25 protein-coding genes are annotated in these 23103 nt (G+C 63.3%); 16 read left to right on the top strand and 9 right to left on the bottom strand.

The annotated features are described in order from the left end of the window. Positions 1-22 precede the first annotated feature (22 nt). From rplS to SZ64_RS06775, 4 genes are all read left to right on the top strand, one after another. On the top strand, positions 23-400 hold the full coding sequence (gene rplS / locus SZ64_RS06790; RefSeq protein WP_054530123.1) for a 50S ribosomal protein L19: 378 nt from the start codon (positions 23-25) through the stop codon (positions 398-400). A gap of 116 nt (positions 401-516) precedes the next feature. Beyond that, positions 517-1719 carry an APC family permease gene (locus SZ64_RS06785; protein WP_082384462.1) on the top strand — a complete coding sequence of 401 codons (1203 nt, stop codon included), beginning with the start codon at positions 517-519 and terminating at the stop codon, positions 1717-1719. A 72-nt stretch (positions 1720-1791) separates the two neighbouring features. Then, positions 1792-2817, top strand: a complete 1026-nt coding sequence (locus SZ64_RS06780; RefSeq protein WP_054530121.1) for an aspartate-semialdehyde dehydrogenase — start codon at positions 1792-1794, stop codon at positions 2815-2817. A 23-nt stretch (positions 2818-2840) separates the two neighbouring features. Then, positions 2841-3464: a DUF2238 domain-containing protein gene (locus SZ64_RS06775; RefSeq protein ID WP_054530120.1), complete on the top strand. Its 624-nt coding sequence runs from the start codon at positions 2841-2843 to the stop codon at positions 3462-3464. Here SZ64_RS06775 and SZ64_RS06770 read toward each other — a convergent pair. From SZ64_RS06770 to SZ64_RS06760, 3 genes are read right to left on the bottom strand one after another with little or no spacing between them, the layout of a single operon-like run. Further along, positions 3461-5011, bottom strand: coding sequence for a DHA2 family efflux MFS transporter permease subunit (locus SZ64_RS06770; protein ID WP_054530119.1), 1551 nt, complete (start codon positions 5009-5011; stop codon positions 3461-3463). The two genes, SZ64_RS06775 and SZ64_RS06770, sit on opposite strands and share 4 nt — an antisense overlap. A gap of 4 nt (positions 5012-5015) precedes the next feature. Beyond that, positions 5016-6068 carry an HlyD family secretion protein gene (locus SZ64_RS06765; RefSeq protein WP_054530118.1) on the bottom strand — a complete coding sequence of 351 codons (1053 nt, stop codon included), beginning with the start codon at positions 6066-6068 and terminating at the stop codon, positions 5016-5018. Beyond that, complete coding sequence (locus tag SZ64_RS06760; RefSeq protein WP_054530117.1) at positions 6061-6516, bottom strand: MarR family winged helix-turn-helix transcriptional regulator; 456 nt, start codon at positions 6514-6516, stop codon at positions 6061-6063. Before SZ64_RS06760 ends, SZ64_RS06765 begins: the two co-directional genes overlap by 8 nt. A gap of 92 nt (positions 6517-6608) precedes the next feature. On the opposite strand from SZ64_RS06760, the gene SZ64_RS06755 reads away from it, so the two are divergent. The 4 genes from SZ64_RS06755 (at position 6609) to rimK (ending at position 10778) form a co-directional block, all read left to right on the top strand. Further along, a complete protein-coding gene (locus tag SZ64_RS06755; RefSeq protein WP_054530116.1) occupies positions 6609-7352 on the top strand; it encodes an alpha/beta hydrolase in 744 nt (247 codons plus the stop codon). A gap of 68 nt (positions 7353-7420) precedes the next feature. Next, positions 7421-9271: a M2 family metallopeptidase gene (locus SZ64_RS06750; RefSeq protein WP_054530115.1), complete on the top strand. Its 1851-nt coding sequence runs from the start codon at positions 7421-7423 to the stop codon at positions 9269-9271. A gap of 120 nt (positions 9272-9391) precedes the next feature. Next, the gene (locus tag SZ64_RS06745; protein ID WP_054530114.1) at positions 9392-9859 is read left to right on the top strand and encodes a RimK/LysX family protein; all 468 of its coding nucleotides are present in this window, start codon (positions 9392-9394) and stop codon (positions 9857-9859) included. Between the two features lie 13 nt (positions 9860-9872). Next, positions 9873-10778, top strand: a complete 906-nt coding sequence (rimK, locus tag SZ64_RS06740; protein ID WP_054530113.1) for a 30S ribosomal protein S6--L-glutamate ligase — start codon at positions 9873-9875, stop codon at positions 10776-10778. A gap of 129 nt (positions 10779-10907) precedes the next feature. Here rimK and SZ64_RS06735 read toward each other — a convergent pair whose 3' ends face one another. From SZ64_RS06735 to rpsF, 4 genes are all read right to left on the bottom strand, one after another. Further along, a complete protein-coding gene (locus SZ64_RS06735) occupies positions 10908-12350 on the bottom strand; it encodes an AMP nucleosidase (RefSeq protein ID WP_054530112.1) in 1443 nt (480 codons plus the stop codon). A gap of 111 nt (positions 12351-12461) precedes the next feature. Then, on the bottom strand, positions 12462-13070 hold the full coding sequence (gene rplI, locus SZ64_RS06730; protein ID WP_054530111.1) for a 50S ribosomal protein L9: 609 nt from the start codon (positions 13068-13070) through the stop codon (positions 12462-12464). 13 nt (positions 13071-13083) lie between these two features. After that, positions 13084-13308, bottom strand: coding sequence for a 30S ribosomal protein S18 (rpsR, locus tag SZ64_RS06725; protein WP_054530110.1), 225 nt, complete (start codon positions 13306-13308; stop codon positions 13084-13086). Next, positions 13308-13670 (bottom strand): 30S ribosomal protein S6, encoded by a 363-nt coding sequence (gene rpsF, locus SZ64_RS06720; protein WP_054530109.1) that lies wholly within the window; start codon positions 13668-13670, stop codon positions 13308-13310. Before rpsF ends, rpsR begins: the two co-directional genes overlap by 1 nt. 464 nt (positions 13671-14134) lie before the next feature. Here rpsF and SZ64_RS06715 point away from each other — a divergent pair, with 464 nt between their 5' ends. Beyond that, positions 14135-14644 (top strand): DUF3237 domain-containing protein, encoded by a 510-nt coding sequence (locus SZ64_RS06715; RefSeq protein ID WP_054530108.1) that lies wholly within the window; start codon positions 14135-14137, stop codon positions 14642-14644. Between the two features lie 109 nt (positions 14645-14753). Here the strand turns inward: SZ64_RS06715 and SZ64_RS06710 are convergent, their stop codons facing one another. Continuing rightward, positions 14754-16172, bottom strand: a complete 1419-nt coding sequence (locus tag SZ64_RS06710; protein WP_054530107.1) for a Mur ligase family protein — start codon at positions 16170-16172, stop codon at positions 14754-14756. Positions 16173-16228: 56 nt separating this feature from the next. Between SZ64_RS06710 and SZ64_RS06705 the strand changes: the two genes are divergently transcribed. The 7 genes from SZ64_RS06705 to SZ64_RS06675 all read left to right on the top strand — a co-directional run bounded on the left by SZ64_RS06705 (position 16229) and on the right by SZ64_RS06675 (position 21632). Continuing rightward, positions 16229-17053, top strand: coding sequence for an LD-carboxypeptidase (locus SZ64_RS06705; protein WP_054530106.1), 825 nt, complete (start codon positions 16229-16231; stop codon positions 17051-17053). Between the two features lie 38 nt (positions 17054-17091). After that, entirely contained in the window at positions 17092-18027 is a 936-nt protein-coding gene (gene fabD / locus SZ64_RS06700) for an ACP S-malonyltransferase (protein WP_054530105.1), read from the top strand. 5 nt (positions 18028-18032) lie between these two features. After that, on the top strand, positions 18033-18620 hold the full coding sequence (locus tag SZ64_RS06695; protein ID WP_156313559.1) for a hypothetical protein: 588 nt from the start codon (positions 18033-18035) through the stop codon (positions 18618-18620). 13 nt (positions 18621-18633) lie between these two features. Beyond that, positions 18634-19386: a 3-oxoacyl-[acyl-carrier-protein] reductase gene (gene fabG, locus SZ64_RS06690; RefSeq protein WP_054530103.1), complete on the top strand. Its 753-nt coding sequence runs from the start codon at positions 18634-18636 to the stop codon at positions 19384-19386. A gap of 26 nt (positions 19387-19412) precedes the next feature. After that, positions 19413-19949, top strand: coding sequence for a hypothetical protein (locus SZ64_RS06685; protein ID WP_054530102.1), 537 nt, complete (start codon positions 19413-19415; stop codon positions 19947-19949). A gap of 169 nt (positions 19950-20118) precedes the next feature. Next, positions 20119-21246: a DNA polymerase III subunit beta gene (dnaN, locus tag SZ64_RS06680; RefSeq protein WP_054530101.1), complete on the top strand. Its 1128-nt coding sequence runs from the start codon at positions 20119-20121 to the stop codon at positions 21244-21246. After that, on the top strand, positions 21246-21632 hold the full coding sequence (locus tag SZ64_RS06675) for a hypothetical protein (RefSeq protein WP_054530100.1): 387 nt from the start codon (positions 21246-21248) through the stop codon (positions 21630-21632). Before dnaN ends, SZ64_RS06675 begins: the two co-directional genes overlap by 1 nt. A 73-nt stretch (positions 21633-21705) precedes the next feature. On the opposite strand, the gene SZ64_RS06670 is transcribed toward SZ64_RS06675, so the two are convergent. Continuing rightward, positions 21706-23022, bottom strand: coding sequence for an FAD-dependent oxidoreductase (locus tag SZ64_RS06670; protein ID WP_054530099.1), 1317 nt, complete (start codon positions 23020-23022; stop codon positions 21706-21708). Between the last annotated feature and the right edge of the window lie 81 nt (positions 23023-23103).

The raw sequence follows: 23103 nt of genomic DNA, 5'->3' as shown, positions 1-23103 counted from the left end.
GATTGATGAAGGACCTAGGTCAATGAACCTGATCCAGCAGATTGAAGCCGAAGAAATCGCCAAGGCTTCGAAGGACATCCCCGAATTCCGTCCGGGCGACACCGTCCGCGTCGGCGTGCGCGTCGTTGAAGGCGAACGCACCCGCGTCCAGAATTACGAAGGCGTCTGCATTGCCCGTTCGAACCGCGGCATGGGCAGCAACTTCACCGTTCGCAAGATCAGCTTCGGCGAAGGCGTGGAACGCGTGTTCCCGCTCTACTCGCCGAACATTGAATCGATTACCGTCGTCCGTCGCGGTGTCGTGCGGCGGGCGAAACTCTACTACCTGCGCGGCCGCACGGGTAAAAGTGCGCGCATCGCAGAGCGGCGCGAATACCAGAGCGCCGGCCAGGAGGGCTAAGGCCCTTAACGCCGCTGACAAGCTAGTCTTCAAAGGGCGTCCTGGCATCAAAGCCAGGGCGCCCTTTTCTCTTGTCCGCAAGCCGTCCTTCCCCCCCCAGTCATCGGAAATCCGTGATGAACACGCCTCCACAATCCGGCGGAAAGCAGCCCGTTCTCGGGCTGGGCGGAGCCTGGGCGATGGCCGTAGGCGGGATGATCGGCGGCGGCATATTCTCCACTCTGGGCGTGGTGATCTCTGTCGCGGGGGAATGGGCCTGGCTCAGCTTCCTGATCGGCGGACTGATCGCGTTGGCATCGGGCCATTCCTATTCCGCGCTGACCCGCCAGCTTGACGAGCCGGGCGGCTCCTACGCCTATCTGCGCTCCATCGGACAGCGTCGGGCGGCGCGCTATGTCGTGTGGCTGTTGATCGGGGGATATACGCTGACCGTCTCGGTCTATGCGGTGACCTTCGGCGCCTATGCGGCCAATGTCTTCGGCAGGGATGGGGTGACCATCACGCTGACTGGCATTGCCGCCATTGCCATCCTCGCTGCCGTGAACCTGCGCGGGGCGAGCGAATCCACCACGCTGGAACTGGTGGCCGTATGGGGCAAGCTGGTGATCCTGCTTGGCCTTGCGCTGCTGGGCGTGTGGCACTGGGCGCCGGAACGGTTGGTGCTCGAACATGGCCATCCGGTGGGCTGGGGCGAGGCGCTGGTCGGCACCGGGGTAGTGTTCATGGCCTATGAGGGCTTCCAGCTGCTCAGCTATGATTATGACGAGATGCGCGATGCCCCGCGCACCATTGCGATTGCCATGCCGCTGGCCATCGTAGTGACGTCCGTTGTCTATATTCTCGTGGCGCTGGGGGCCGGGATGCTGGCCGGCGCGAACGAGATCGTGGCAAAGGAAGAAGTCGCGCTGGCCATTGCCGGGCGCGAGGCGCTGGGGACGTTCGGCTTCTATGCCGTGTCGCTGGCCGCCGTATTTTCCGCCGCATCGGCCATCAACGCCACTGTCTTTGCCACGGCGCGGCTGGCCGAGCATGCGGCGAAGGACAAGGAATTGCCGGAGGTCTTTGCCCAGCGCGGCAAGCGCGATGTGCCATGGGCGGCCACGCTGTTGATCGCCGCTGTCGCGGCGGTGCTGGTGACTGTGGGCGGGATCGAGAGCCTGGTCGAAGGGGCCAGCTTCGTGTTCCTGATGATCTTCGCGCTGGTCAATGCCATCGCCTTCATCCGCCGCGCAGGTGCGCGCTGGGTGGCGATGGCCGGTTTCGCCGGATCGCTCGCCGCTGCGGTGATGCTGATCCTCTATCTAATGGGTTTTGTCTGAACTTGTGCAATGCGGGAAGGGCGACTAACGCGCCATTTCCGCAGCGTTGAGCTGTGAAAGAAAGGTTGTTCGATGGGTTATCGGGTAGTTGTTGTCGGTGCCACCGGGAATGTCGGCCGCGAAATGCTGGCGATCCTGGCTGAGCGTGAATTTCCGATGGACGAAGTGGCCGCTGTTGCGTCGCCGCGTTCGACTGGGACGGAAATCGAGCTGGGCGATACCGGCAAGATGCTCAAGTGCCAGAATATCGAACATTTCGATTTCACTGGCTGGGATATTGCCCTGTTCGCGGCGGGTTCCGGCCCGACGGCTGAATATGCGCCCAAGGCTGCGGCTGCCGGCTGCGTGGTGATCGACAACAGCTCGCTCTACCGCATGGACCCGGACGTGCCGCTGATCGTTCCTGAAGTGAACCCGGAAGCGATCGACGGCTACACGAAGAAGAACATCATCGCGAACCCCAACTGCTCCACTGCGCAGATGGTCGTCGCGCTCAAGCCGCTGCATGATGCGGCCACGATCAAGCGCGTGATCGTTTCCACCTACCAGTCGGTTTCCGGCGCGGGCAAGGCGGGCATGGACGAGCTGTTCGAACAGAGCCGCGCGATCTTCGTGGGCGATCAGGTGGAACCCAAGAAGTTCACCAAGCAGATTGCCTTCAACGTGATCCCGCATATCGACGTCTTCCTCGACGATGGTTCGACCAAGGAAGAATGGAAGATGGTGGCCGAGACCAAGAAGATCCTCGACCCCAAGGTGAAGGTGCAAGCCACCTGCGTGCGCGTTCCCGTGTTCGTGGGCCATTCCGAAGCGCTGAACATCGAGTTCGAGAACGAAATCTCGGCCGAGAAGGCGCAGGACATCCTGCGCGAGGCGCCCGGCGTGATGCTGATCGATAAGCGCGAAGATGGCGGCTATGTCACCCCGATCGAATGCGTGGGCGATTACGCCACCTTCATCAGCCGCGTGCGTGAGGATTCCACGGTCGACAACGGTCTGGCCCTGTGGTGCGTCAGCGACAATCTGCGCAAGGGCGCGGCGCTGAACGCAGTGCAGATCGCCGAACTGCTCGGCCGTCGTCACCTCAAGAAGGGCTGATCCTTCAAGGGAGGGGCGGCGCTGTGCCGCGGCTGAGCGTTGCGCAATGGGGATGGCTGGCACTGCTGGCCATCGCCCTTGTCGCCGCGCAGATCGATCAGCCCTATCCGGACGTCGCGCCGCTCCACCATATTCCCACCCTGCTGCTGCTTATTGCTGCGCCATGGCTGCTGCGGCGCTGGCCGATTTCCAACGCATCGCTGGGCTGCGTGGTGGTGTTCTTCCTGCTGCACACGCTGGGCGGGCGCTACACCTATACGAACCTTCCCTATGATGAATGGTATCGCAGCCTGACCGGTGGCGATCTGTCCGCGATTACCGGCTGGCAGCGCAATAATTACGACCGGCTCGTCCACTTCGCTTTCGGCGTGCTGAGCGTGTTGCCGGTGGTTGAAGTGATGCGCATGGGCGGCCTCAAGCTGCGCGGCGCACTGTGGTCCGCGCTTGCCTTCGTCCTTGCAGTGTCCTGCCTTTACGAGATCGTCGAATGGCTGCTGGGTATCGTTTTGGCAGGCGAGATGGCCGATCAGTATAATGGCCAGCAGGGTGACATCTGGGATGCGCAGAAGGACATGGCTCTGGCGGCCCTTGGCTCGCTGGTGTCGATTGGCGCGATTGCCCTGCGCGCGCGGGGCACGCGGGCCTAGCGTCTGGGCGGATGGCGTCGTGGCGGCTTGATGATGATCACCAGCGGCACCACCAGCCATGACAGCCACATCATCGCCCGGAAATCGTCCGTATAGGCAATGATCGCGGCCTGCCGGTTTACCTGCAGATCCGCCATCGCCATCACCGCACTGCCCAGTTCGCCGAAGCGGTCGATCGAGGACAGGTCGATGAAAGTGGAGGCACTGGCGGTGACGTTCGCGCCAAGGTCCACATGGGCGATCTGCAGGTTGCGGGTGAGGATCGCGGTCAGGATCGCAATGCCCAGTGACGATCCGATGGAGCGGAACAGGTTCATCAGGCTGGATGCGTCGGTGCGCAGATGCGCGGGCAGGGTGGCAAAGGCGCTGGTGTTGAGCGGGATGAACACCATCCCGATGCCCAGGCCCTGAACCAGCCCGGGGATCGCCACATCCCAAGGGGTGATGTCCAGGTTCCAGCTCGACATCATGTAGAGCGAATAGCCGGTAACGGCGTAGCCCATGCCGATCAGCGCGCGCGTATCGGCGCCGAAGCGCATCAGCAGGCCCGCAACCTGCATGCTGGCCATCACGCCAAGGCCGCGCATGGCCAGCATCATGCCGGTTTCCACCACGCCATAGCCGATCACGCTCTGCAGCAGGGTGGGCAGCAGCGCCATGGAGGAAAACAGGATCGCGCCTGCCACGAAGATGAAGAACATCGCCGTGATCAGGTTCAGGTCACGAAACAGGCTGCGGTCGAACAGGGGGTGCAGTGCCGTCGCGAGGTGGACCAGGGCCATCCAGGCGCAGGATACGGTGACGACCGCGTAGATCCAGATTTCCAGCGAATCGAACCAGTCCAGCCGCGGCCCGCGGTCCAGCAACAGCTGCAGGGCGGACAGGGTGATCGCGATGAAAGCGAAACCGGCCAGGTCGAAGGGGCGGCGCACGATTTCGCGCCGGGGCAATTGCGTGACCAGCAGAAACAGGGCCAGAGCGCCGATGGGCAGGTTCACATAGAACACCCAGCGCCAGTTCCAGTTTTCTGTCAGGATTCCGCCGAGCACCGGGCCGAGCACCGGCCCCATCACGACGCCTACGCCCCACACGGTCATGATCTGGGCGCGCTTGCTGGGGCGCGTGGCGTCCAGCATGGCGGACTGGCTCAGCGGGCCGATAAAGGCTCCGGCGATGCCCTGAATGGCCCGGAACAGCACCATCTGTTCGAGGTTCTGCGCCATGCCGCAGAGCATCGAGGCAACGATGAAGCCCGAGACGGACCAGAGGAACAATTGCCGCTGGCCCAGCCGGTTGGAAAGCCAGCCGGTGATCGGCATGAACACGGCGCTGGCAATGATGTAGCTGGTCAGAACCCAGGTGATCGTCTCAGCCGATGCGCCCAACGTCGTCTGCATATGCGGCACGGCGACGATAGTGATCGTCGTGTCCAGCAGCTGGATCAAGGAAGCCAGCATCACCCCCAGCACGAGCAGGGGGTAGTTCTTCGCGACGACCTCAGGCTCGTCGCGCATCATCTTCTCATTATGGGCGGCCGCGCTGGCCATCCGTTCAGCGCTTCTTGCCGTCTGTGAAGACTGTGACGTCGACCGAGAGGCCCGCGATCAGGTCACGCGGGCTCTTTTCGTCCAGCTCGATGCGAACCGGCACGCGCTGGGTGACTTTCACCCAATTGGCGCTGGCATTCTGGGCGGGCAGCAGGGAAAATTCCGAATTGGTCCCCGCGCCGATCGAGGCGACGTGGCCCTTCAGCCTGATGCCGGGATAGGCATCGAAGGTAACTTCCGCGCGCTGGCCCACCTTCATGTCGGCCAGGTCCGTTTCCTTGAAATTGGCCTCGATATAAGTGCCATGGACACCCACCAGCGTCAGCACGGGAAGGTTCGCCAACACCTGCTGGCCGGGCTGAAGTCGATCTGCCTGGCCGACAAGGCCTGCCATCGGCGCGCGGATTTCCGTGCGCGACAGGTCGAGCCGGGCGGCGGCCTTCTGTGCCTGTGCGGCCGCCACGCGAGGATTCTGGCCCGGAACGGCAGCGCCATTGGCGAGCTTGGCGCGGGCTTCGGTCTGGCGGGCTTCGGCGGCGCGCAGCTGTTCGCGGGCCTGTGCGACAGCATGTTCGGCGGCGTCGAGATCGGCCTTGGTCGTGAAGCCGCGATCCCACAGCGCCTTCTGCCGTTCGAGGCGGGACTGGGCGAAGGCGATTTCTTCACGCGCTGAGGAAATGTCCGCACCCGAAAGGGCGGCGTCGTTGGAAAGAGCGGTAATGTCGGCCTGTGCCGTGGCGATCTGCGCATTCGCCTGCGCGAGGTCGATTTCATAGGGCTGGGGGTCGATCCGGAACAGCAACTGGCCTTGCTGCACCGTCTGGTTTTCCTTCACCAGCACATCCACGATAGTGCCGCCCACCAGCGAACTGACCGAGACCTTGTCCTGCTTCACATAGGCGTTGTCGGTTTCCACCTTGCCCTGCAGGCTGTGCCAGTAGATCGCGGCGCCGCCCGCCAGTGCCAGCGGCACGGCCAGCATCACGGCGATCCGGCCCCAGCGGCGGCGAGGGGCAGGCGCGGCGGTTTCGGCAGTTTGCGGTTCGGCATCAGCCATTGGAAGCTCTCGCAATTGTACGGGTGGATTCGCGCCGGGCGGCAAGGTTGGTGCCTACGATCTTCAGCAGGCGATGGAATTCGGCCCGGTCTTCTTCCGAGACGCCTTCCAGCATCATGTCCACCAGCAGATCGGCCTCATGGCGGATTTGCCCAACCATCTGGCGGCTCTTGTCGGTCAGGTGGAGTTGCCAGGCCCGCCGGTCTGCCGGATCGCGGCGGCGTTCCACCAGCCCGGCTTCCTCAAGACGGTCCACCATGCGGCACAGGGTAATGGGTTCGACTTCCAGCTGTTCGGCATAGAAGCCCTGATTTTCGCCCGGCTTCCGTTCGAGCATCAACAGCATTCGCGCCTGCGGGCCGGTCACTCCGGCCGCGCGCACCTGCTGGTCGAACGACCAGCGGGCGAGGCGGGAATTATCCGCAAGTAAAAAGCCGATGTGAGTCACGTGCGGGCGTATAATAAGCCTGCTTAGCAAATCAAGCGAAGGCCGGTCCGAAGCCTTGCCAGAATGGCGTCAATTGCCCGATAGGTCATTTCATGACCGACAGTTTTGCATCCTTCGACGGCGCAAGCCTTTCTTTTCGTTGCATCGGGGAAGGACGGCCGGTGCTGCTGCTGCATGGGCTGTTTTCCAGTGCGGAAATGAACTGGATCAAGTTCGGCCATGCGCAGAAGCTGGCCGATGCGGGCTTTCGCGCGATCATGCCTGATCTGCGCGCCCATGGGCAGAGCGCGGCTCCGCACGATCCAGCGGCCTATCCGCATGACGTGCTGGTGCGCGATGTGGAGGCGCTGGTTGCCCATCTGGGGCTGACGGACTTCGATCTGGTCGGTTTCTCGCTCGGTTCGCGCACGGCGGCGCGCTGCGTGATCGCGGGCCTCGCGCCGCGACGGCTTGTATTGACCGGCATGGGGCTGGAAGGGCTGGCTGGCTGGGCGCGCCGCTCTGCCTTCTTCCTCGATGCAATCGCGCGGTTCGACAGCGTGCGGCAGGGCGATCCGGCCTATTTCGCGGTGCAGTTCATGAAGACAATGAAGGTCGATCGCGTGGCGGCGCGGCTGCTGCTGGAATCCATCGGCGATACCGAACGCAGCGACCTTGCGGCCATCACCATGCCCACGCTGGTTCTATGCGGCGAGAAAGACCGGGACAATGGCTCGCCGGAAGCGCTGGTGGAGGCATTGCCGGACGCTCGGCTCGCCTGGATTCCCGGAACGCATATGAGTTCGGTTACCGAAGGCGCGCTGGGCGATGAACTGGTGCACTTCCTGACGGCTTGATTCATCGCGGCGGAGCGTCCAGACCGGTAGCAACTGAAACCGGTTTCGATTCCCGAGGGATTTCCGCGATGAAAATGCTTGCTTCCGCCGCCCTGCTGGCGCTTGCCGCCGGCCTTGCCACTCCTGCTGCCGCGCAGGAGGCTGGCACTGTTGCCGCTGACAGCACGGCGCAATTCCCGATGACAGCGCAGGGCGCAGCTGATTTTGTCGCGGCGGCAGAGGCCGATCTGTTTGCCTATTCGGTGGAGGCGGGCCGCACGCAGTGGGTGAATGCGACTTACATCACAGTGGATACCGATGCGCTCGCCGCAAGGATTGGCGCGATCGGCACGGAAAAGGCGGTGCGCTATGCGCTGGACGCGGCGAAATATCGCGCCTTGCCGGGCCTCGATCCCGATGTGGCGCGCAAGCTGGACATCCTGCGGACCGGGATCGTGCTGCCCGCGCCGACCACGCCGGGTGCGGCGGATGAGCTGAACACCATCGCCACCGATCTCCAGTCCCAATATGGCCGGGGCCGGGGCACGCTGGACGGCAAGGAAATCAACGGTTCGGATATCGAGGCGGAGATGGGTAACATGGCCCATACACCTGCCGAATTCGCGGAGATGTGGGCGAGCTGGCACGACAATGTCGGTGCCCCGATGAAGGATGATTACGCCCGCCTTGCCGCAATCGCCAATGATGGCGCCAAGGAGCTCGGCTTTACCGATGCGGGCGCCATGTGGCGTTCCAATTACGACATGGACCCGAAGGAATTCGAGGCCATGACCGAGCGGCTGTGGCAGGAAATGAAGCCGCTCTACGTGGCGCTGCACACTTATGTCCGCACCAAGCTGAACGAGAAATATGGCGATGCGGTGCAGGCCAGCACCGGGCCGATCCGCGCCGACCTGCTGGGCAATATGTGGGCGCAGGAATGGGGCAATATCTACCCCGTCGTCGCCCCGCCCGGCACGGGCGATCTGGGTTATGACATTACCGATCTGCTTGTCGACAAGGGTCGCGGCGCGATGGACATGGTGAAGATCGGGGAGGGGTTCTACTCCTCGCTCGGCTTCAAGGAACTGCCCGCAACCTTCTGGGAACGCAGCCAGTTTGAAAAGCCCGCCGATCGCGAAGTGGTCTGCCACGCCAGCGCTTGGGACATCGACAACAAGGACGATCTGCGCATCAAGATGTGCATCAAGGTGAATGGCGACGATTTCATCACCATCCACCACGAGCTGGGCCATAATTACTATCAGCGGGCCTATAATCAGCAGCCTTTCCTCTATCTCAATGGCGCGAATGACGGGTTCCATGAAGCCATCGGGGACTTCGTCGCCCTTTCGATCACGCCGGAATATCTCGTCCAGATCGGCCTGCTGGAGCGCGATCAGGTGCCCAGCGCAGACAAGGACATCGGCCTGTTGCTGCGTCAGGCGCTCGACAAGGTGGCGTTCCTGCCCTTCGGCCTGCTGGTGGACAAATGGCGCTGGGGCGTGTTCGACGGGTCGATCCCGCCGGAACAGTACAATCAGGCCTGGGTTGACCTGAAGCGCGAATATCAGGGCATCGTTCCACCGGTGGAACGGCCTGCCGATGCCTTCGATCCGGGTGCGAAATATCACATCCCCGGCAATACGCCCTACATGCGCTATTTCCTGGCGCGCATCCTCCAGTTCCAGTTCTATCAGGCGGCATGCAAGCAGGCCGGCTGGAAGGGGCCGCTGCACCGCTGCAGCTTCTATGGCGACGAGAAAGTGGGCGAGAAGCTGAATGCGATGCTGGAAATGGGCGCGTCCAAGCCCTGGCCCGATGCGCTGGAAGCCTTCACCGGCACGCGCGAGATCAGCGGCAAGGCGTTGGTGGAATATTTCGCACCGCTCAAGAAGTGGCTGGACGAGCAGAACAAGGGCAAAACCAAGGGCTGGTGAGGCGGCTCCCGGCTCCGGTCGGGAGTTTCCCCGGTGATCTGATCTCCTGTCACTGGACGGTCGCAATAGCCGCTCTATAGGGCGGCCAGCGGCGGCGATTCGCCCGGTTTCGGAACTTCGATGACATCAATCCCCGTGCTGGGCTGGCGGGAGGCCGTGGGCCTTCCAGAATTCGGCCTGTCCGGCATTCAGGCAAAGATCGACACCGGGGCGCGGACTTCCGCGCTCCATGCCACACATGTCGAACTGATCGAACGGGACGGGGTGCAGCATGTGCGCTTCCGTATCGACCTTGGTCACGGACATGAAACGGCAGTGTGCGAAGCTTCCCATGTGTCACGCAGGAAGATCACCAGCTCCAACGGTCTTTCGGAAGAGAGGATCGTTGTCACGACCCGGCTTTCGCTGGGAGGGGAACTGTTTGACGCCGAATTCAGCCTGACGGACCGGTCGGACATGATCCACCCGGTGCTGATCGGGCGGACGGCGCTGCGCAAGCGCTTCCTGGTCGATCCATCCCGCACCTTCCTGAGGTCGGAACGGTCGGCGCCGCGAAACGGTACACCCGGCCCCGAAGGGGCCAGATAATGAAAACACACCCATGAAAATCGCAATGCTGGCGCGCAACGCCAACCTTTATTCGCACCGCCGGCTGGTTGAGGCCGCGCGGGAACGCGGGCACGAGATCGATGTGCTCAACACCCTGCGGGTGACGATGAACATCACCTCGCACCGGCCGGAAGCCTATTATAACGGATCGAAGCTGCCGGTTTACGATGCGGTGATCCCGCGCATCGGCGCCTCGATCACTTTCTATGGTCTGGCCGTGCTGCGCCAGTTCGAGATGATGGGCATCTGGTCCCTCAACGAAAGCGTGGCCATCGGCCGCAGCCGCGACAAGCTCCGCTCGATGCAGATCCTTGCCCGTGCCGGGCTGGGCCTGCCCGTGACGGCCTTCGCCCATGATCCCAAGCAGACCGACGAAGTGCTGCGCATGGTCGGTGGGGCGCCGGTGGTGATCAAGCTGCTGGAAGGCACGCAGGGCATCGGCGTGGTGCTGGGCGAGACTGAGCAGTCGGCCAAGTCGGTGATCGAGGCATTCCGCGGCGCCAATGTGAACATCCTGGTGCAGGAATTCATCAAGGAAAGCCGCTCGCAGGATATCCGCGCCTTCGTGATCGGGGGCAAGGTGGTGGCCGCGATGCAGCGCACCGGCAGCCCGGGCGATTTCCGTTCCAACCTCCATCGCGGCGGCTCGGCGGGGCCGATCAAGATCACGCCGGAGGAACGCTCCACCGCGATCCGCGCCGCGCGCAAGCTGGGCCTGAACGTGGCGGGCGTGGATATGCTGCGCAGCAATCACGGCCCGGTGATCATGGAAGTCAATTCCTCCCCCGGCCTTGAAGGGATCGAGCAGGCGACCGGCAAGGATATTGCGGGCAAGATCATCGAATTCCTCGAAGAGAATGCGGTGAAGGGGAAGACCAAGACGCGGGGGAAGGGCTAGGCTTCCTGCGCCGGATCGTCATTGCGAGCGTAGCGGAAGCGAAGCTGGCCTTGGCCAACCAATCCAGGGCGTTTGCGCACGCGGCGCTGGATTGCTTCGGGGCTTTGCCCCTCGCAATGACGAAATGCGTTACCGGAACGGCGGTTCGTTAAAGGCCCGCAGCTTGCGGCTGTGCAGGCGGGGGCCTTCGGCGCGCAGGCGCTGGCAGGCGTGGATGCCGATCTGGAGATGGGCCGCGATGGCTTCCTCGTAGAATTTGTTCGCCTGCCCCGGCAGCTTGATTTCGCCATGTAGTGGCTTGTCCGAAACGCAGAGCAGAGTGCCGTAGGGCACGCGGAAGCGATAGCCCTGTGCGGCGATAGTGGCGCTTTCCATCTCGATGGCGACGGCCCGGCTGAGGGACAGGCGCAGCGCAGAATGGGTGTAGCGCAGTTCCCAGTTCCGGTCGTCCGTTGTCACCACCGTGCCGGTGCGCATGCGCTTCTTCAGGTCAGCCCCGTGCTGGCCGCTGACATCTTCCGCTGCGGTTGCCAGCGCCCGCTGAACCTCGGCAATGGCGGGGATCGGGATTTCAGGCGGCAGAACCGGGTCCAGCACGTGATCGTCGCGCAGATAGGCATGGGCCAGCACGTAATCGCCAATTGCCTGACTGGGGCGCAACCCGCCGCAATGGCCGATCATCAGCCAAGCATCGGGGCGCAGCACCGCTACGTGATCGCAGATCGTCTTGGCATTGGACGGGCCGACGCCGATATTGACCAGAGTAATGCCCGAACCATCCTGCCGGATCAGGTGATAGGCGGGCATCTGGTGGCGGCGCCATGCCGTGTCGGATAGCTGCTCGCGGGCGCCCTTGGCCGGCTGGTCGAGATACAGCCCGCCTGCGCCGGACAGGGCGACATAGCCATCCTGCCCCAGCTGCGCGCCTGCCCAGTCGACGAATTCATCCACATAGCGGTGGTAATTGGTGAACAGCACGAAGCGCTGGAAATGCTCGGGCCTTGTGCCGGTGTAATGGGCAAGGCGGGCGAGCGAGTAATCGGTGCGCAGGCCGTCGAACAGGGAGAGCGGAATCGGATCGTTCGGCCCGCCGATCTCGATTCCGTCAGCCAGTTCGTCACCGATCAGGGCGAGATCCGTGCTGGGAAAATGCCGCGCGAGTTCCGTGGGCGGAATGCCGGCCAGCCGGGCGCCGGCCTCGCCATCCAGCACATAGGGGAAGGGCATTTCCTGCCGGGATCGGCGCACTTCGAACCGCACGTCGTAATCCTGTGCGATCAGGCCAAGCTGTTCGGCAAGATAATCGGCAAACAGGGCAGGGCGCGTGATGGTGGTGGCGTAAGTGCCCGCCACCTGTAGCCTGCCATAGGCGCGGGGTTCTTCGGATCGTTCGCCTTCGCCGCTGAAGTGGATGACCAGTTCGGGATAGCAATAGCTGCCGTCCTGCCGCTTTGCAGGATCGGGCAGGGCGCCGGCTTCTCCGTAGGCGATTATGTCACCGCGCAGGGTGGCAACGGTCTCGTCAAACAGACGGGAAAGTTCGGCGATGGCTTCGGAAGTCGTGAGGTTCATGGCGCAAGCTAACGCGCCAATTCCTACATTTCAAAGGCGCAAAAGCAAAAGGGCGCGGAACCTTGCGGAACCGCGCCCTTTCGAATGGGCCGTATGGACCGGAAACAGCGCTTAGGCGCTGGCTTCCTCGTCCGCACCTTCGAGAAGGTCGGCCGGGATTTCGCCCGGTTCGGCATTGGGATCGACGGCTTCGGTGAAGCCTTCGCTCTCGTTGCGTTCGTCTTCGAACATCTGGGCCATCACGTCGACGCCCTGGCTCTGCAGCGCGGCTTCGTCGTCCGAACGGGCCACATTGACCTTGATCGTGACGCGAACTTCCGGGTGCAGGGCAACGGTGACGTCGGACATGCCGATCGACTTGATCGGGCCGCCCATGACGACCTGGCGCTTGTCGACCTTGTGGCCCTTTTCTTCAAGGGCTGCGGCGATGTCGCGCACGTTGACCGAACCGTAAAGCTGGCCGGAGTTCGACGAAGCGCGGATCAGCACGACTTCCACGCCATCGAGCGTGGTGCCGGCCTGTTCGGCTTCGACGCGGCGTTCCGCGTTTTCCTTTTCAAGGCGTTCGCGGTTGGCTTCGAAGACGGCGCGGTTGGCGTTGTTCGAGCGAAGGGCCTTCTTCTGCGGAAGCAGGAAGTTACGGGCATAGCCGTCCTTCACGGTGACGACGTCGCCGATCGTGCCGAGCTTTTCGATGCGTTCGAGCAGGATGATTTCCATGGCTGAGCGCTCCTTACTTCACGATGTACGGCAGAAGGCCGATCTGGCGAGCGCGCTTGATGGCGGTCGACAGTTCGCGCTGCTTCTTCGCGGAAACGGCGGTGATGCGGCTCGGAACGATCTTGCCACGTTCGGACATGAAGCCCTGAAGCAGGCGCACGTCCTTATAGTCGATGCTCGGTGCATTCTTGGCCGAGAACGGGCAGCTCTTGCGGCGACGGAAAAACGGACGGGCCATTAGTCTTCACCCCTCTCACGGCTGCGGCGGCGCTCACGCTCGTTCTTGCGCATCATTACGGACGGGCCTTCTTCCAGCTCGTCGACGCGAACGGTCATGTAGCGAATGATATCTTCGTTGATGCGGGCCTGGCGTTCCAGCTCGGCCACGACATCGCCCGGAGCTTCGATGTTCAGCAGGACGAAGTGCGCCTTGCGGTTACGATCGATCTTGTAGGCGAGGTTCTTGAGGCCCCAGGTCTCGGTCTTGGTGACCTTGCCGTTGCCCTGTTCCACGATTTCCGTGGCGCCGGCGGCCAGAGTATCAACCTGAGCCTGGCTCAGATCCTGACGCGCCAGGAAAACATGCTCGTAAAACGGCATGTGCGTTCCTTTCACTGTTATGCCGATCGCTGGTTTGTCCCGCCCCATGCGGGGACCCCTCCGGCCTTCTTCTTTCCGCCGCCCTAGAGCCGAGGAAGCGGCGCACATACAGGTTTGGGGCGCAATTGCAAGGAAAGGATGGGCGCCCGGCAGGCAGTGGCAGAGGGCCGGTTGCGGAGGTGCAGCGAAGTTGACGCAGAACGAGGGGTGAAACTCGGACGGGCAATCAGAATTTATTATGTTAAAACAGTATCTTCAGTGAATTATGCCTGTTCAGCGTGTGACTTTTCATTTGGTCGGTTTTCGTCGGGGGCAGAGGGCGTTTCCGGGGCAGGGCAGCATTCACCGCGCCACCCAAGCAGAAATCAGATGTGTAGGAAAACGAAACCGCAGTTTCAGCCACTTGCCGCAAGGTTCCCGATGGGCTTCAACGGGCCCGGAAAAGACTGACAGGGGAGGATTTGATGCAAAAGGTGATTGCGCCGGCCGTCATGGCTGCTGCACTGCTGGCAGGCCCGGCATTGGCCGCCGATGCGCCGCCCGCGCCGAATGCGGAATTCGTGCTGGAAGAGATTGTGAAGCTCGGCCCTGTGGTGGAAGTGGGCAAGACTTCCAAGGGCGAACGGCGGATCATCCCGATCACTGGCGGCCGTTTCGAAGGGCCGGGCATCAAGGGCGAGATCGTGCCCGGCGGCTGGGACTGGCAACTGACCCGCGCCGATGGCTGCACCGAGGTGGAGGCGGACTACTTCCTCAAGACCGACGATGGCGTAGTGATCAACGTGATCAACAAGGGCGCCCTGTGCCCGTCCGCTCCGGGCGCTGCGCCCTCGCCGGTGCGTACGCATCCCGTGTTCGAGGCTCCGCTGGGCAAGTATGAGTGGATGTCCAAGACCGCCTTCATCGGCACGCTGGAAATGGCCGATCCTTCCGAGGGTCCGGCGGTGAAGATCAGGTTCTACAAGATGAAGTGAGGGGCATTCTCGTCATTGCGAGCGACCGAAGGTCGCGCGGCAATCCATGGCTAGGCGCATTACGCTCTGGATTGCTTCGCTTCGCTCGCAATGACGGAGGCAAAGTGCGTTACCCCAATTTCTCCAGCAGCCCCTGCGCCAGCGCGGTAAGCGTATCGTCGCGGGCGCCCATGATGACGATGCGGTCGCCGGGGCGTGCGAGAGCGAGGATACGTTCGGCGCAATCCTCGCGGCTGGGGATATATTCCGCATGGCCGCCTGCTTCCGCGATCAGGCGCACGATCCGCTCGCTGCCTTCGCTGCGGTCCACCGTGCCGCCGAAATAGACCGGGTCGCACAGGAAGGTCAGGTCTTCCGGGCCGAGCAGCCGGGCAAAGACTTCCGCCAGTTCATGGCCCATCTGGCGCAGCGGGCCATAGCCATGCGGCTGGAAGAAGGCGATCACGCGGCCCGGCTGGCTTTTCAGCGTGCGCAGGGTGGCGGCGCATTTTTCCGGATTGTGGCCGAAATCGTCGATCACCGTGATGCCGGAAGCACTGGTGCCGATCACATCGAACCGTCGGGCGAGGCCCTTGAAGCTCGCCAGCGCGGTCACCGCTTCCGCCACTGGCACGCCTGCGGCCTTCGCCCCGGCTATCGCGGCGAGCGCGTTGGAGAGGTTGTGGCGGCCCGGCATGGCGAGGGTGAGGGCGTGTTGCTCGCCCGTCTTGCGCTCTACCACTTGCGCGGCGATGCCCATGGCGCTTTCCGAAACAGAGCCCGGAACCACGCCGATGTCCGCCGCCGCGCTCTCGATACCGAAGGTGACGAGGCTTGCCGCGCGCGGGGCGAGGGCCATGGCTTCCTCATCGTCGGCATTCACGGCTGCGGCGCCGGACACGGCGAGGAAATCGCCGAACAGTATGCGCAATTCTTCCATGCCCTTGTGATCGAGGCTGACATTCAGCAGCACGGCGACCGAGGGGCGATAGAGCGCGATGGAACCGTCGCTTTCATCCACTTCGGAAACGAACACATCGCCCGCGCCAACCCGCGCGCTGGCAAAGGGCACTTCCGCCGAGGCGAAGTTCTTCATCACCGCGCCGTTCATGATGGTGGGATCGCGCCCGGCCTGCTGCATGATCCAGCCAGTCATTCCGGTGACGGTGGACTTGCCGCTGGTGCCGCCAATCGCCACGGAACTGGCCGCGCGGTTGAACAGGGTGGAGAGCAGTTCCGCCCGCGTCATCCGCGCGCAGCCCAGCTCCTTTGCGCGGACCATTTCTGGCACGGTATCTTCCACCGCGGCGGAAGCGATCAGCACCTGATCGGGCGAGGTCACGCCGCTGCCGTCCTGCGGGAACAGGGCAATCCCTTCCCGCTCCAGCCAGGCGAATTTCTCGGGAGTGCGGCCCTGATCGCGGCTGCGGTCGGACCCGGCGATAGTGGCGCCTTGCCCCTTCAGGATCATGGCCAGCGGCAACATGCCCGATCCGCCGATGCCGCAGAAGAACCAGGGGTGGGAAGTAAGGTCGGCGGTTTCGCTCATGGCGCCCTCGCTATGCAGTTGTGCGGGACAACACAAGCCGACTATCAGGGGCAGGCATGACCCGCATCGCAATCTGTGCCCCTTCCACCCCGCTGACGCCCGAGGATGTGGCGCGGGTGGAGGCAGTGGCGGCCGAGTTCCCCTCGCTTGAACTGGCCTTTCACGAGCAATGCTATCTCTCGCAGGGGCATTTTGCCGGTTCGGACGAACAGCGGCTGGCTGCCCTGCTGGAATGCGCCAACGATCCTGCCTTCGATGCCGTGTGGTTCGCGCGGGGCGGTTATGGCGCCAATCGTATCGCCGCGCAGGCGGTTGCGGGGATGGGCGATGCGGCGCGGGGCAAGGCGTTCCTCGGCTATTCTGATGGCGGCTATCTGCTCGCCGCGCTTTATCGCGCGGGGATCGGGCAGGCGGTCCATGCGCCGATGCCGGTGGATATAAGGCGTGCGGGTGGAGAGCATGCCGTTCGCCGCAGCCTCGCATGGCTCGCGGGGGATCGTTCCGGCCTCGAGCCGCATATCGACCAACACCCCGTTGTGGCCTTCAATCTGATGACGCTGGCCATGCTGTGTGGCACCGACCTGATGCCGGACCTCTCCGGCCATGTGGTGATGGTGGAGGAGGTCAGCGAATATCTCTATGCGGTGGACCGGCTGTTCTTCCACGTGACCCAGCATCTTTCGGGCATAGCCGGGTTGCGGCTGGGCCGGGTGAGCGACGTGCCGGAGAATGACCGGCCCTTTGGTGCAGAGCCGGAGGAAATCGCACGCTTCTGGTGCGAACGCACCGGCATTCCCTTCCTAGGTTTCGCCGATATCGGGCATGATGAAGCCAACAGAATTGTTCCCTTCGGGCTTGCCTCCGCGCAAGCGCAAACCTAACCGCGCGGGCCAGACAGCACGGGACAGGAGACTGAGACATGCGTGCATTCGTATTTCCGGGGCAGGGCAGCCAGAAGGTGGGCATGGGGGCGGAACTCGCCGATGCCAGCGCCATTGCCCGCGAAGTATTCGAGGAAGTGGACGAGGCTCTCCAGCAGAAGCTCTCCACCATCATGCGCGAAGGCCCGGAAGATCAGCTGACGCTGACCGAGAATGCGCAGCCCGCGATCATGGCCAATGCCATCGCCACTCTGCGCGTGCTGGAGAAGGAAGGCGGACTGACCATCGCCGACAAGGGCGATTGCGTGGCTGGCCACTCGCTGGGCGAATATACCGCCCTGTGCGCCGTGGGCGCCTTCTCGCTGGCCGACACGGCCCGCCTGCTCAAGCTGCGCGGGCAGGCCATGCAGGCCGCCGTGCCGGTGGGCGTGGGCGCGATGTGTGCGCTGCTGGGCGCCGACATTGCCAAGGCGCAGGCGCTGGCCGATGCGGCTGCCGAAGGCGAAGTGTGCCAGATCGCCAATGATAATGATCCGGGGCAGGTCGTTCTGTCCGGTCACCGTGCCGCGATCGAGCGGGCCGTTGCGCTTGCCAAGGAGCATGGCATCAAGCGCGGCGTGATCCTGCCGGTTTCCGCGCCCTTCCATTGTGACCTGATGGGCCCTGCGGCCGAGGCGATGGACAAGGCGCTTGCAGACCTGCCGCCTTCGGCCTTCCGCCTGCCGCTCTATGCCAATTTCACTGCCTCCGCCGTGACCGACCCGGCCGAAGAACGCGATCTGCTGGTCAAGCAGGTCTGCGGCCGCGTGCGCTGGCGGGAAAGTGTGATTGCCATGGGCGAAGCGGGCGTGACCCATTTCGTGGAACTGGGCGGCAAGGTCGTCGGCCCGATGATCGGCCGCACGGTGGAAGGCGTCACTGTCTCCAGCGTGGTGACGATGGCGGATATCGAGGCGCTGGCGAAGGAGCTTTGAAGGCTATGCGGGGCAAGCGGACAACACTTCTGGCAGCCATGTCTGCAGCGGCATTTGCCCTGACGGGAACCAGTGCTGCAGCGGCGGACAATCTTGATTGCATGAGCCGTCCTTTCGAGGCCGGCGATCAGGAAGTGGTCGATGGGTTTGTCCGGGATTTTGATCTCGTGGAATGGAGCGTTACCGGCGGCGGTGAGGTTCTGGCCGATGTGATGAACGCTCGTGCCGACATGTGCGCGATTGAATTCGGCTGGTCGGATGAGGCGGGCACCGATGCTTTTCTGTGGCTTATCGGCGGATTTCTGGAGCAAGGCCTGAAGGCCAACGCCCCGATTTCCGCCGAGGAAATTGGCAGACTGGAGGCCAGTTTTGCCGCTGCCGACGAAGCACGCTTGCTCCGTTCCATGGGGCCGCAGATCGATCCTGACTTCTACGGCACTGCCGAGCCTTCCGATGACGATCTGATTTATCTGGGCGGCCTGCTCGAAAATTCGGGCGTTGCCGCGACAGACGAAAATGCCACATTTACGGGCGCGCTGCTGGCCGCCAGGCTCACCCGGATTCACTGGGCGCGAGTTTTTGCGAAGAATTGAGAGGATAGTTCCGATGTTCGACCTTACTGGCATGACCGCCCTTGTCACCGGCGCTTCCGGCGGGATCGGTTCCTCCATCGCACGCGCCTTGGCCTCGCAGGGTGCTAGGCTGGCGCTTTCGGGCTCCAATTCCGCAAAGCTGCGCGCCTTCCGCGACGAACTGAACGCCGAATTCGGGCACGATCATGTCGAGATCACCTGCGATCTTTCCAACACCACTCAGGTGGAAGAACTGGTGCCTGCCACCGTGGATACGCTCGGCAAGATCGACATCCTCGTGAACAATGCCGGCATCACGCGCGACAATCTCGCCATGCGGATGAAGGACGAGGAGTGGGATCAGGTCATCAGGATCAATCTCGAGGCTGCCTTCCGCCTGATGCGCGCATCCTGCAAGCCGATGATGAAGGCCCGTTTCGGCCGTATCATCACCATCACCTCGGTTGTCGGCGCCACCGGTAATCCCGGCCAGGTCAACTATGCCGCGGCAAAGGCAGGCCTTGTTGGCATGTCGAAGTCGCTCGGCCAGGAAGTGGCCAGCCGCGGGATCACCGTGAACTGCGTGGCCCCCGGCTTCATCCGCACTGCCATGACCGACGTGTTGCCCGATGCGCAGAAGGACGCGCTCAATGCCCGCATTCCGATGGGCCGCATGGGCGAGGGCGAGGACATCGGCGCCGCGGTTGCCTATCTCGCCTCGAAGGAGGCTGGCTATGTTACCGGCCAGACTCTGCACGTGAATGGCGGCATGGCGATGATGTCCTGATCCCAGTCCCGCGAAAGGCTTTCCCGATGCGTTTCCTGCTTCTGCCTGCCGTGGCCGCTCTCGGCCTGCTCGGCGCCGTTCCGGCATATGCGACCACCGAAGAGGCGGTACAGTGCCCCGTCCTGATTGTTCCTGCTGCCGTCGCGCGCGAGATGGCCGATGTCATGTCAGTGACGGAACCCACGGCGGAGCAGCAGGATGCCATCGCAGCCAAGGTGAAGACGATCGGCAATGCCTGCCGCAGCGTCCATGGCATCGCGGATGACCGGGAGGAGGATTACCTCAACCTGACCATGTCGGGCATTGTGATGACCCGCCTTGCCGTTGATCTGGAAGAGGAAGGTATCCCACCCTCATTCATCGACGAGGAAATGAATATCGGGGAAGGGCGCGTGAATCTGGTGCCCGATGAATTCCCGCAGGAAGTGGTGGACGCTCTGCTGGACCGGCTGGAAGCGAAGGGCCTGGATACAGCATCTGTCAGTTCCGACGCATGGCAGAAGGTCGGCGCCTATGCTGCCGCAACCGCCGCCTATTACACGCTGGCGGGTTCGTTCAACTGATCCGGGACTGAACCGTTCCGGCACAGGACTGCGGTTTATCCCCAGATTCTGCCCCTTGCGGGAAACGCAACCTTGCGGTGACCGCCTGCCGCGTTAAGGCTTGTTACCCATGCAACCCGCGCTCCCGGGCGATTCAGCCCGTGCGCCCCAGGGGGACCGAATAGGAACGATGAAGGCAACCATCGAACGTGCGACGCTGCTGCGCTGCCTGTCCCATGTCCAGTCGGTGGTGGAACGGCGCAACACGATCCCCATCCTCTCGAATGTGCTGATTGACGCATCGGCCGATGGCACCGTGCGCATCATGGCGACTGACCTTGACCTGCAGGTGGTGGAACGCCTCGCTGCGGTTTCGGTCGATACGCCGGGCGCGCTCACCGTTTCGGCACATCTGCTGTTCGACATTGCCCGCAAGCTGCCCGAAGGCAGTCAGGTCGGCCTGGAAGCAGCGGATAACCGGCTGACGGTGAAGGCCGGACGCAGCCGTTTCCAGCTGCCCACCCTGCCGCGGGACGATTTCCCGGTGATTGTGGAAGGCGATCTGCCGACCAGCTTCGAACTGCCCGCACGCGTGCTGGCCGAACTGATCGACAAGACCCGCTTTGCCATTTCGACCGAGGAAACCCGCTATTACCTCAACGGCATTTTCCTGCACGTCTCGGACGATGGCCAGCCGCTGCTGAAGGCTGCGGCGACTGACGGCCACCGCCTCGCGCGCTACACCCTGGCGCGCCCGGACGGGGCGGAAGGCATGCCGGACGTGATCGTGCCGCGAAAGGCCGTGGGCGAGCTGCGCAAACTGCTGGACGAGGCGCTGGACGGCAATGTCGAGATCGATCTGTCCGCGAGCAAGATCCGCTTCACCCTGGGCGGTGAAGGCGGCGTGGTGCTCACCAGCAAGCTGATCGACGGGACATTCCCCGATTACAGCCGCGTGATCCCCACCGGCAACGACAAGCTGCTCAAGCTCGATCCGAAGAGCTTCTTCGAAGGCGTGGACCGTGTGGCGACCATCGCCACGGAGAAAACCCGCGCTGTGAAGATGGGGCTGGAACAGGATCGTGTGGTGCTTTCGGTCACCTCGCCCGATAACGGCACGGCGGCCGAAGAAGTGCCCGCCGCCTATTCGGCCGAGACCTTCGAGATCGGCTTCAACGCCAATTATCTGAAGGACATCCTGCACCAGATCGAAGGCGACTCGGTGGAACTTCACCTTGCCGATCCCGGCGCGCCGACGCTCATCCGCCAGGACGATAACAGCCCCGCGCTTTACGTCCTCATGCCGATGCGCGTCTGATGAAGCCTTTGCTCCTTGCCACTTCGGCGGCGCTCGTCGCCATGGCTGTTCCGGCCGTGGCGGCGGAGGAGCAGGCGACGACTCCGCAGGACGATATCGAATGCGCTGCCTGGGCGTCCTACACCGGCAGCTATGCCGAGGATGACGTCGCCGACAATAGCATGGCGATGGCGTTCAATTACTTTCTCGGCCGCTATCAGGCGATAATGGGCGACGATTTCGGCGACGCGCTGGCGGATGCAATCAATGCGATGGATGCCGATGACTCGGTCTATGATCGCTATAACGCGGTGTGTCAGCCACGATGGCTGGCGCATGGGCAGGCTCTGCTGGACTGGTCCGCAAGCGTTTCCGGGACGACCGTGGAAGACGGTTCCGCCAGCTAGCAGCGTGTCCAGCATCTGCGAGACTGACGCCGCTCGGGAGGTGATTCTGGAACTCGCCGGTGTCGGCGGGGGGCTAGTCCAGCGCCTTCATCATTGAACCGATGTCGACGAACTTCTCACGTGGGGCACCGTCTCGGGCCGCGCGTTCTTCTGCTTCCTCGATCTTCTTCCAGTCACGGAAAGTGACGAGCTTCAGGCCGCGCTCGCGGGCGAGGGTGTCGAAGGCCGGGCGGCCGTGCTTGTTCGCCGGGCCGAGTACGCCCGATGCTGCATCCTGCGCGATCTTGTCGGCAATGTCGAAACCGTCCGGGCGGTTGGTGCCGATGGTGCCCGAAGGGCCGCGCCGCGCCCAGCCGACGCAATAGAGACCGGGCATGATCCGCCCCTCGTCATTGGCGAAGCGGCCCTGACGCTCGTCGAAAGGAACGTCGGGGATCGGTGAACTGCGATAGCCGATGCAGCACACCACCAGCCCGGCGGGAATGCGATAGATTTCGCCCGTGCCATGGGCGCGCCCTGTCCGCACTTCCGTGCGCTCCACCTCGATGGCCTCCAGCCGGCCGTTGCCGATCAGGGCCTTGGGTGAAGCGAAGAAATCGAATTCGATCTCAATCGGCTTTTCCGCGTGGATTGCTTCGGGAATTGCTGCGAAGCCGCGCAGCAGGGTGACCGATTTCCTCAGTCCCGGCTCAAGGATCGCATCCTCGCCTTCATCGGGCAGGTCGCGCTTGTCCACATGGGGCGAGGCGCGGTCCAGCTTTGCCAGTTCGCCCAGTTCCTTGGGCGTCATCATGATCTGGTGCGGCCCGCGCCGGCCAAGGATCACGATCCGTTCGATCCGCGACTGGCCCAGCAGGTCCAGCGCGTGGCCGACGATATCGCTTCCCTCGAATTCGCGCCGCGATTTGGAAAGGATGCGCGCCACGTCCAGCGCGACATTGCCCATGCCGATCACTACGGCGGTTTTGCCCGACAGGTCCGGGGCGAGGTCCGCGAATTGCGGGTGGCCGTTATACCAACCCACGAAGGCCGCGCTGCCGAAGACGTTGGGCAGATCGTCGCCAGGCAGGTCCAGCGGCCGGTCCACCGGGGCCCCGGTGGCAAGCACCACGGCATCGTAAAGATCCTGCAATTCGGGAATCGTCACGTCCTTGCCGACAGTAATATTGCCCACGAAACGAACGTTTTCGCTTAGCGCTGTCTGCTCGTAGCGGCGCGAGACGCCTTTGATCGACTGGTGGTCGGGTGCGACCCCGGTACGGATCAGGCCGTATGGGACGGGCAGGCAATCGAACACGTCGATGCGTGCTTCCTCGCCAAAGGCCTTTTGTACCGCTTCTGCGGTGTAATATCCGGCAGGGCCGGAGCCGATGATCGCCACATGCCGCATCGCCCATCTCCCGCGATTGCCGCGCCGGTTTTCCGGCGTTCGCCCGACACAAGCTGCCATGGGCGAGGGCCGCCTGCAATC

It is taken from the genome of Erythrobacter sp. SG61-1L (genome assembly GCF_001305965.1).
Lineage (GTDB): Bacteria > Pseudomonadota > Alphaproteobacteria > Sphingomonadales > Sphingomonadaceae > Andeanibacterium.
The sequence above is the reverse complement of the archived record's forward strand: the minus strand, read 5'-3'. Positions and strand labels throughout refer to the sequence as shown.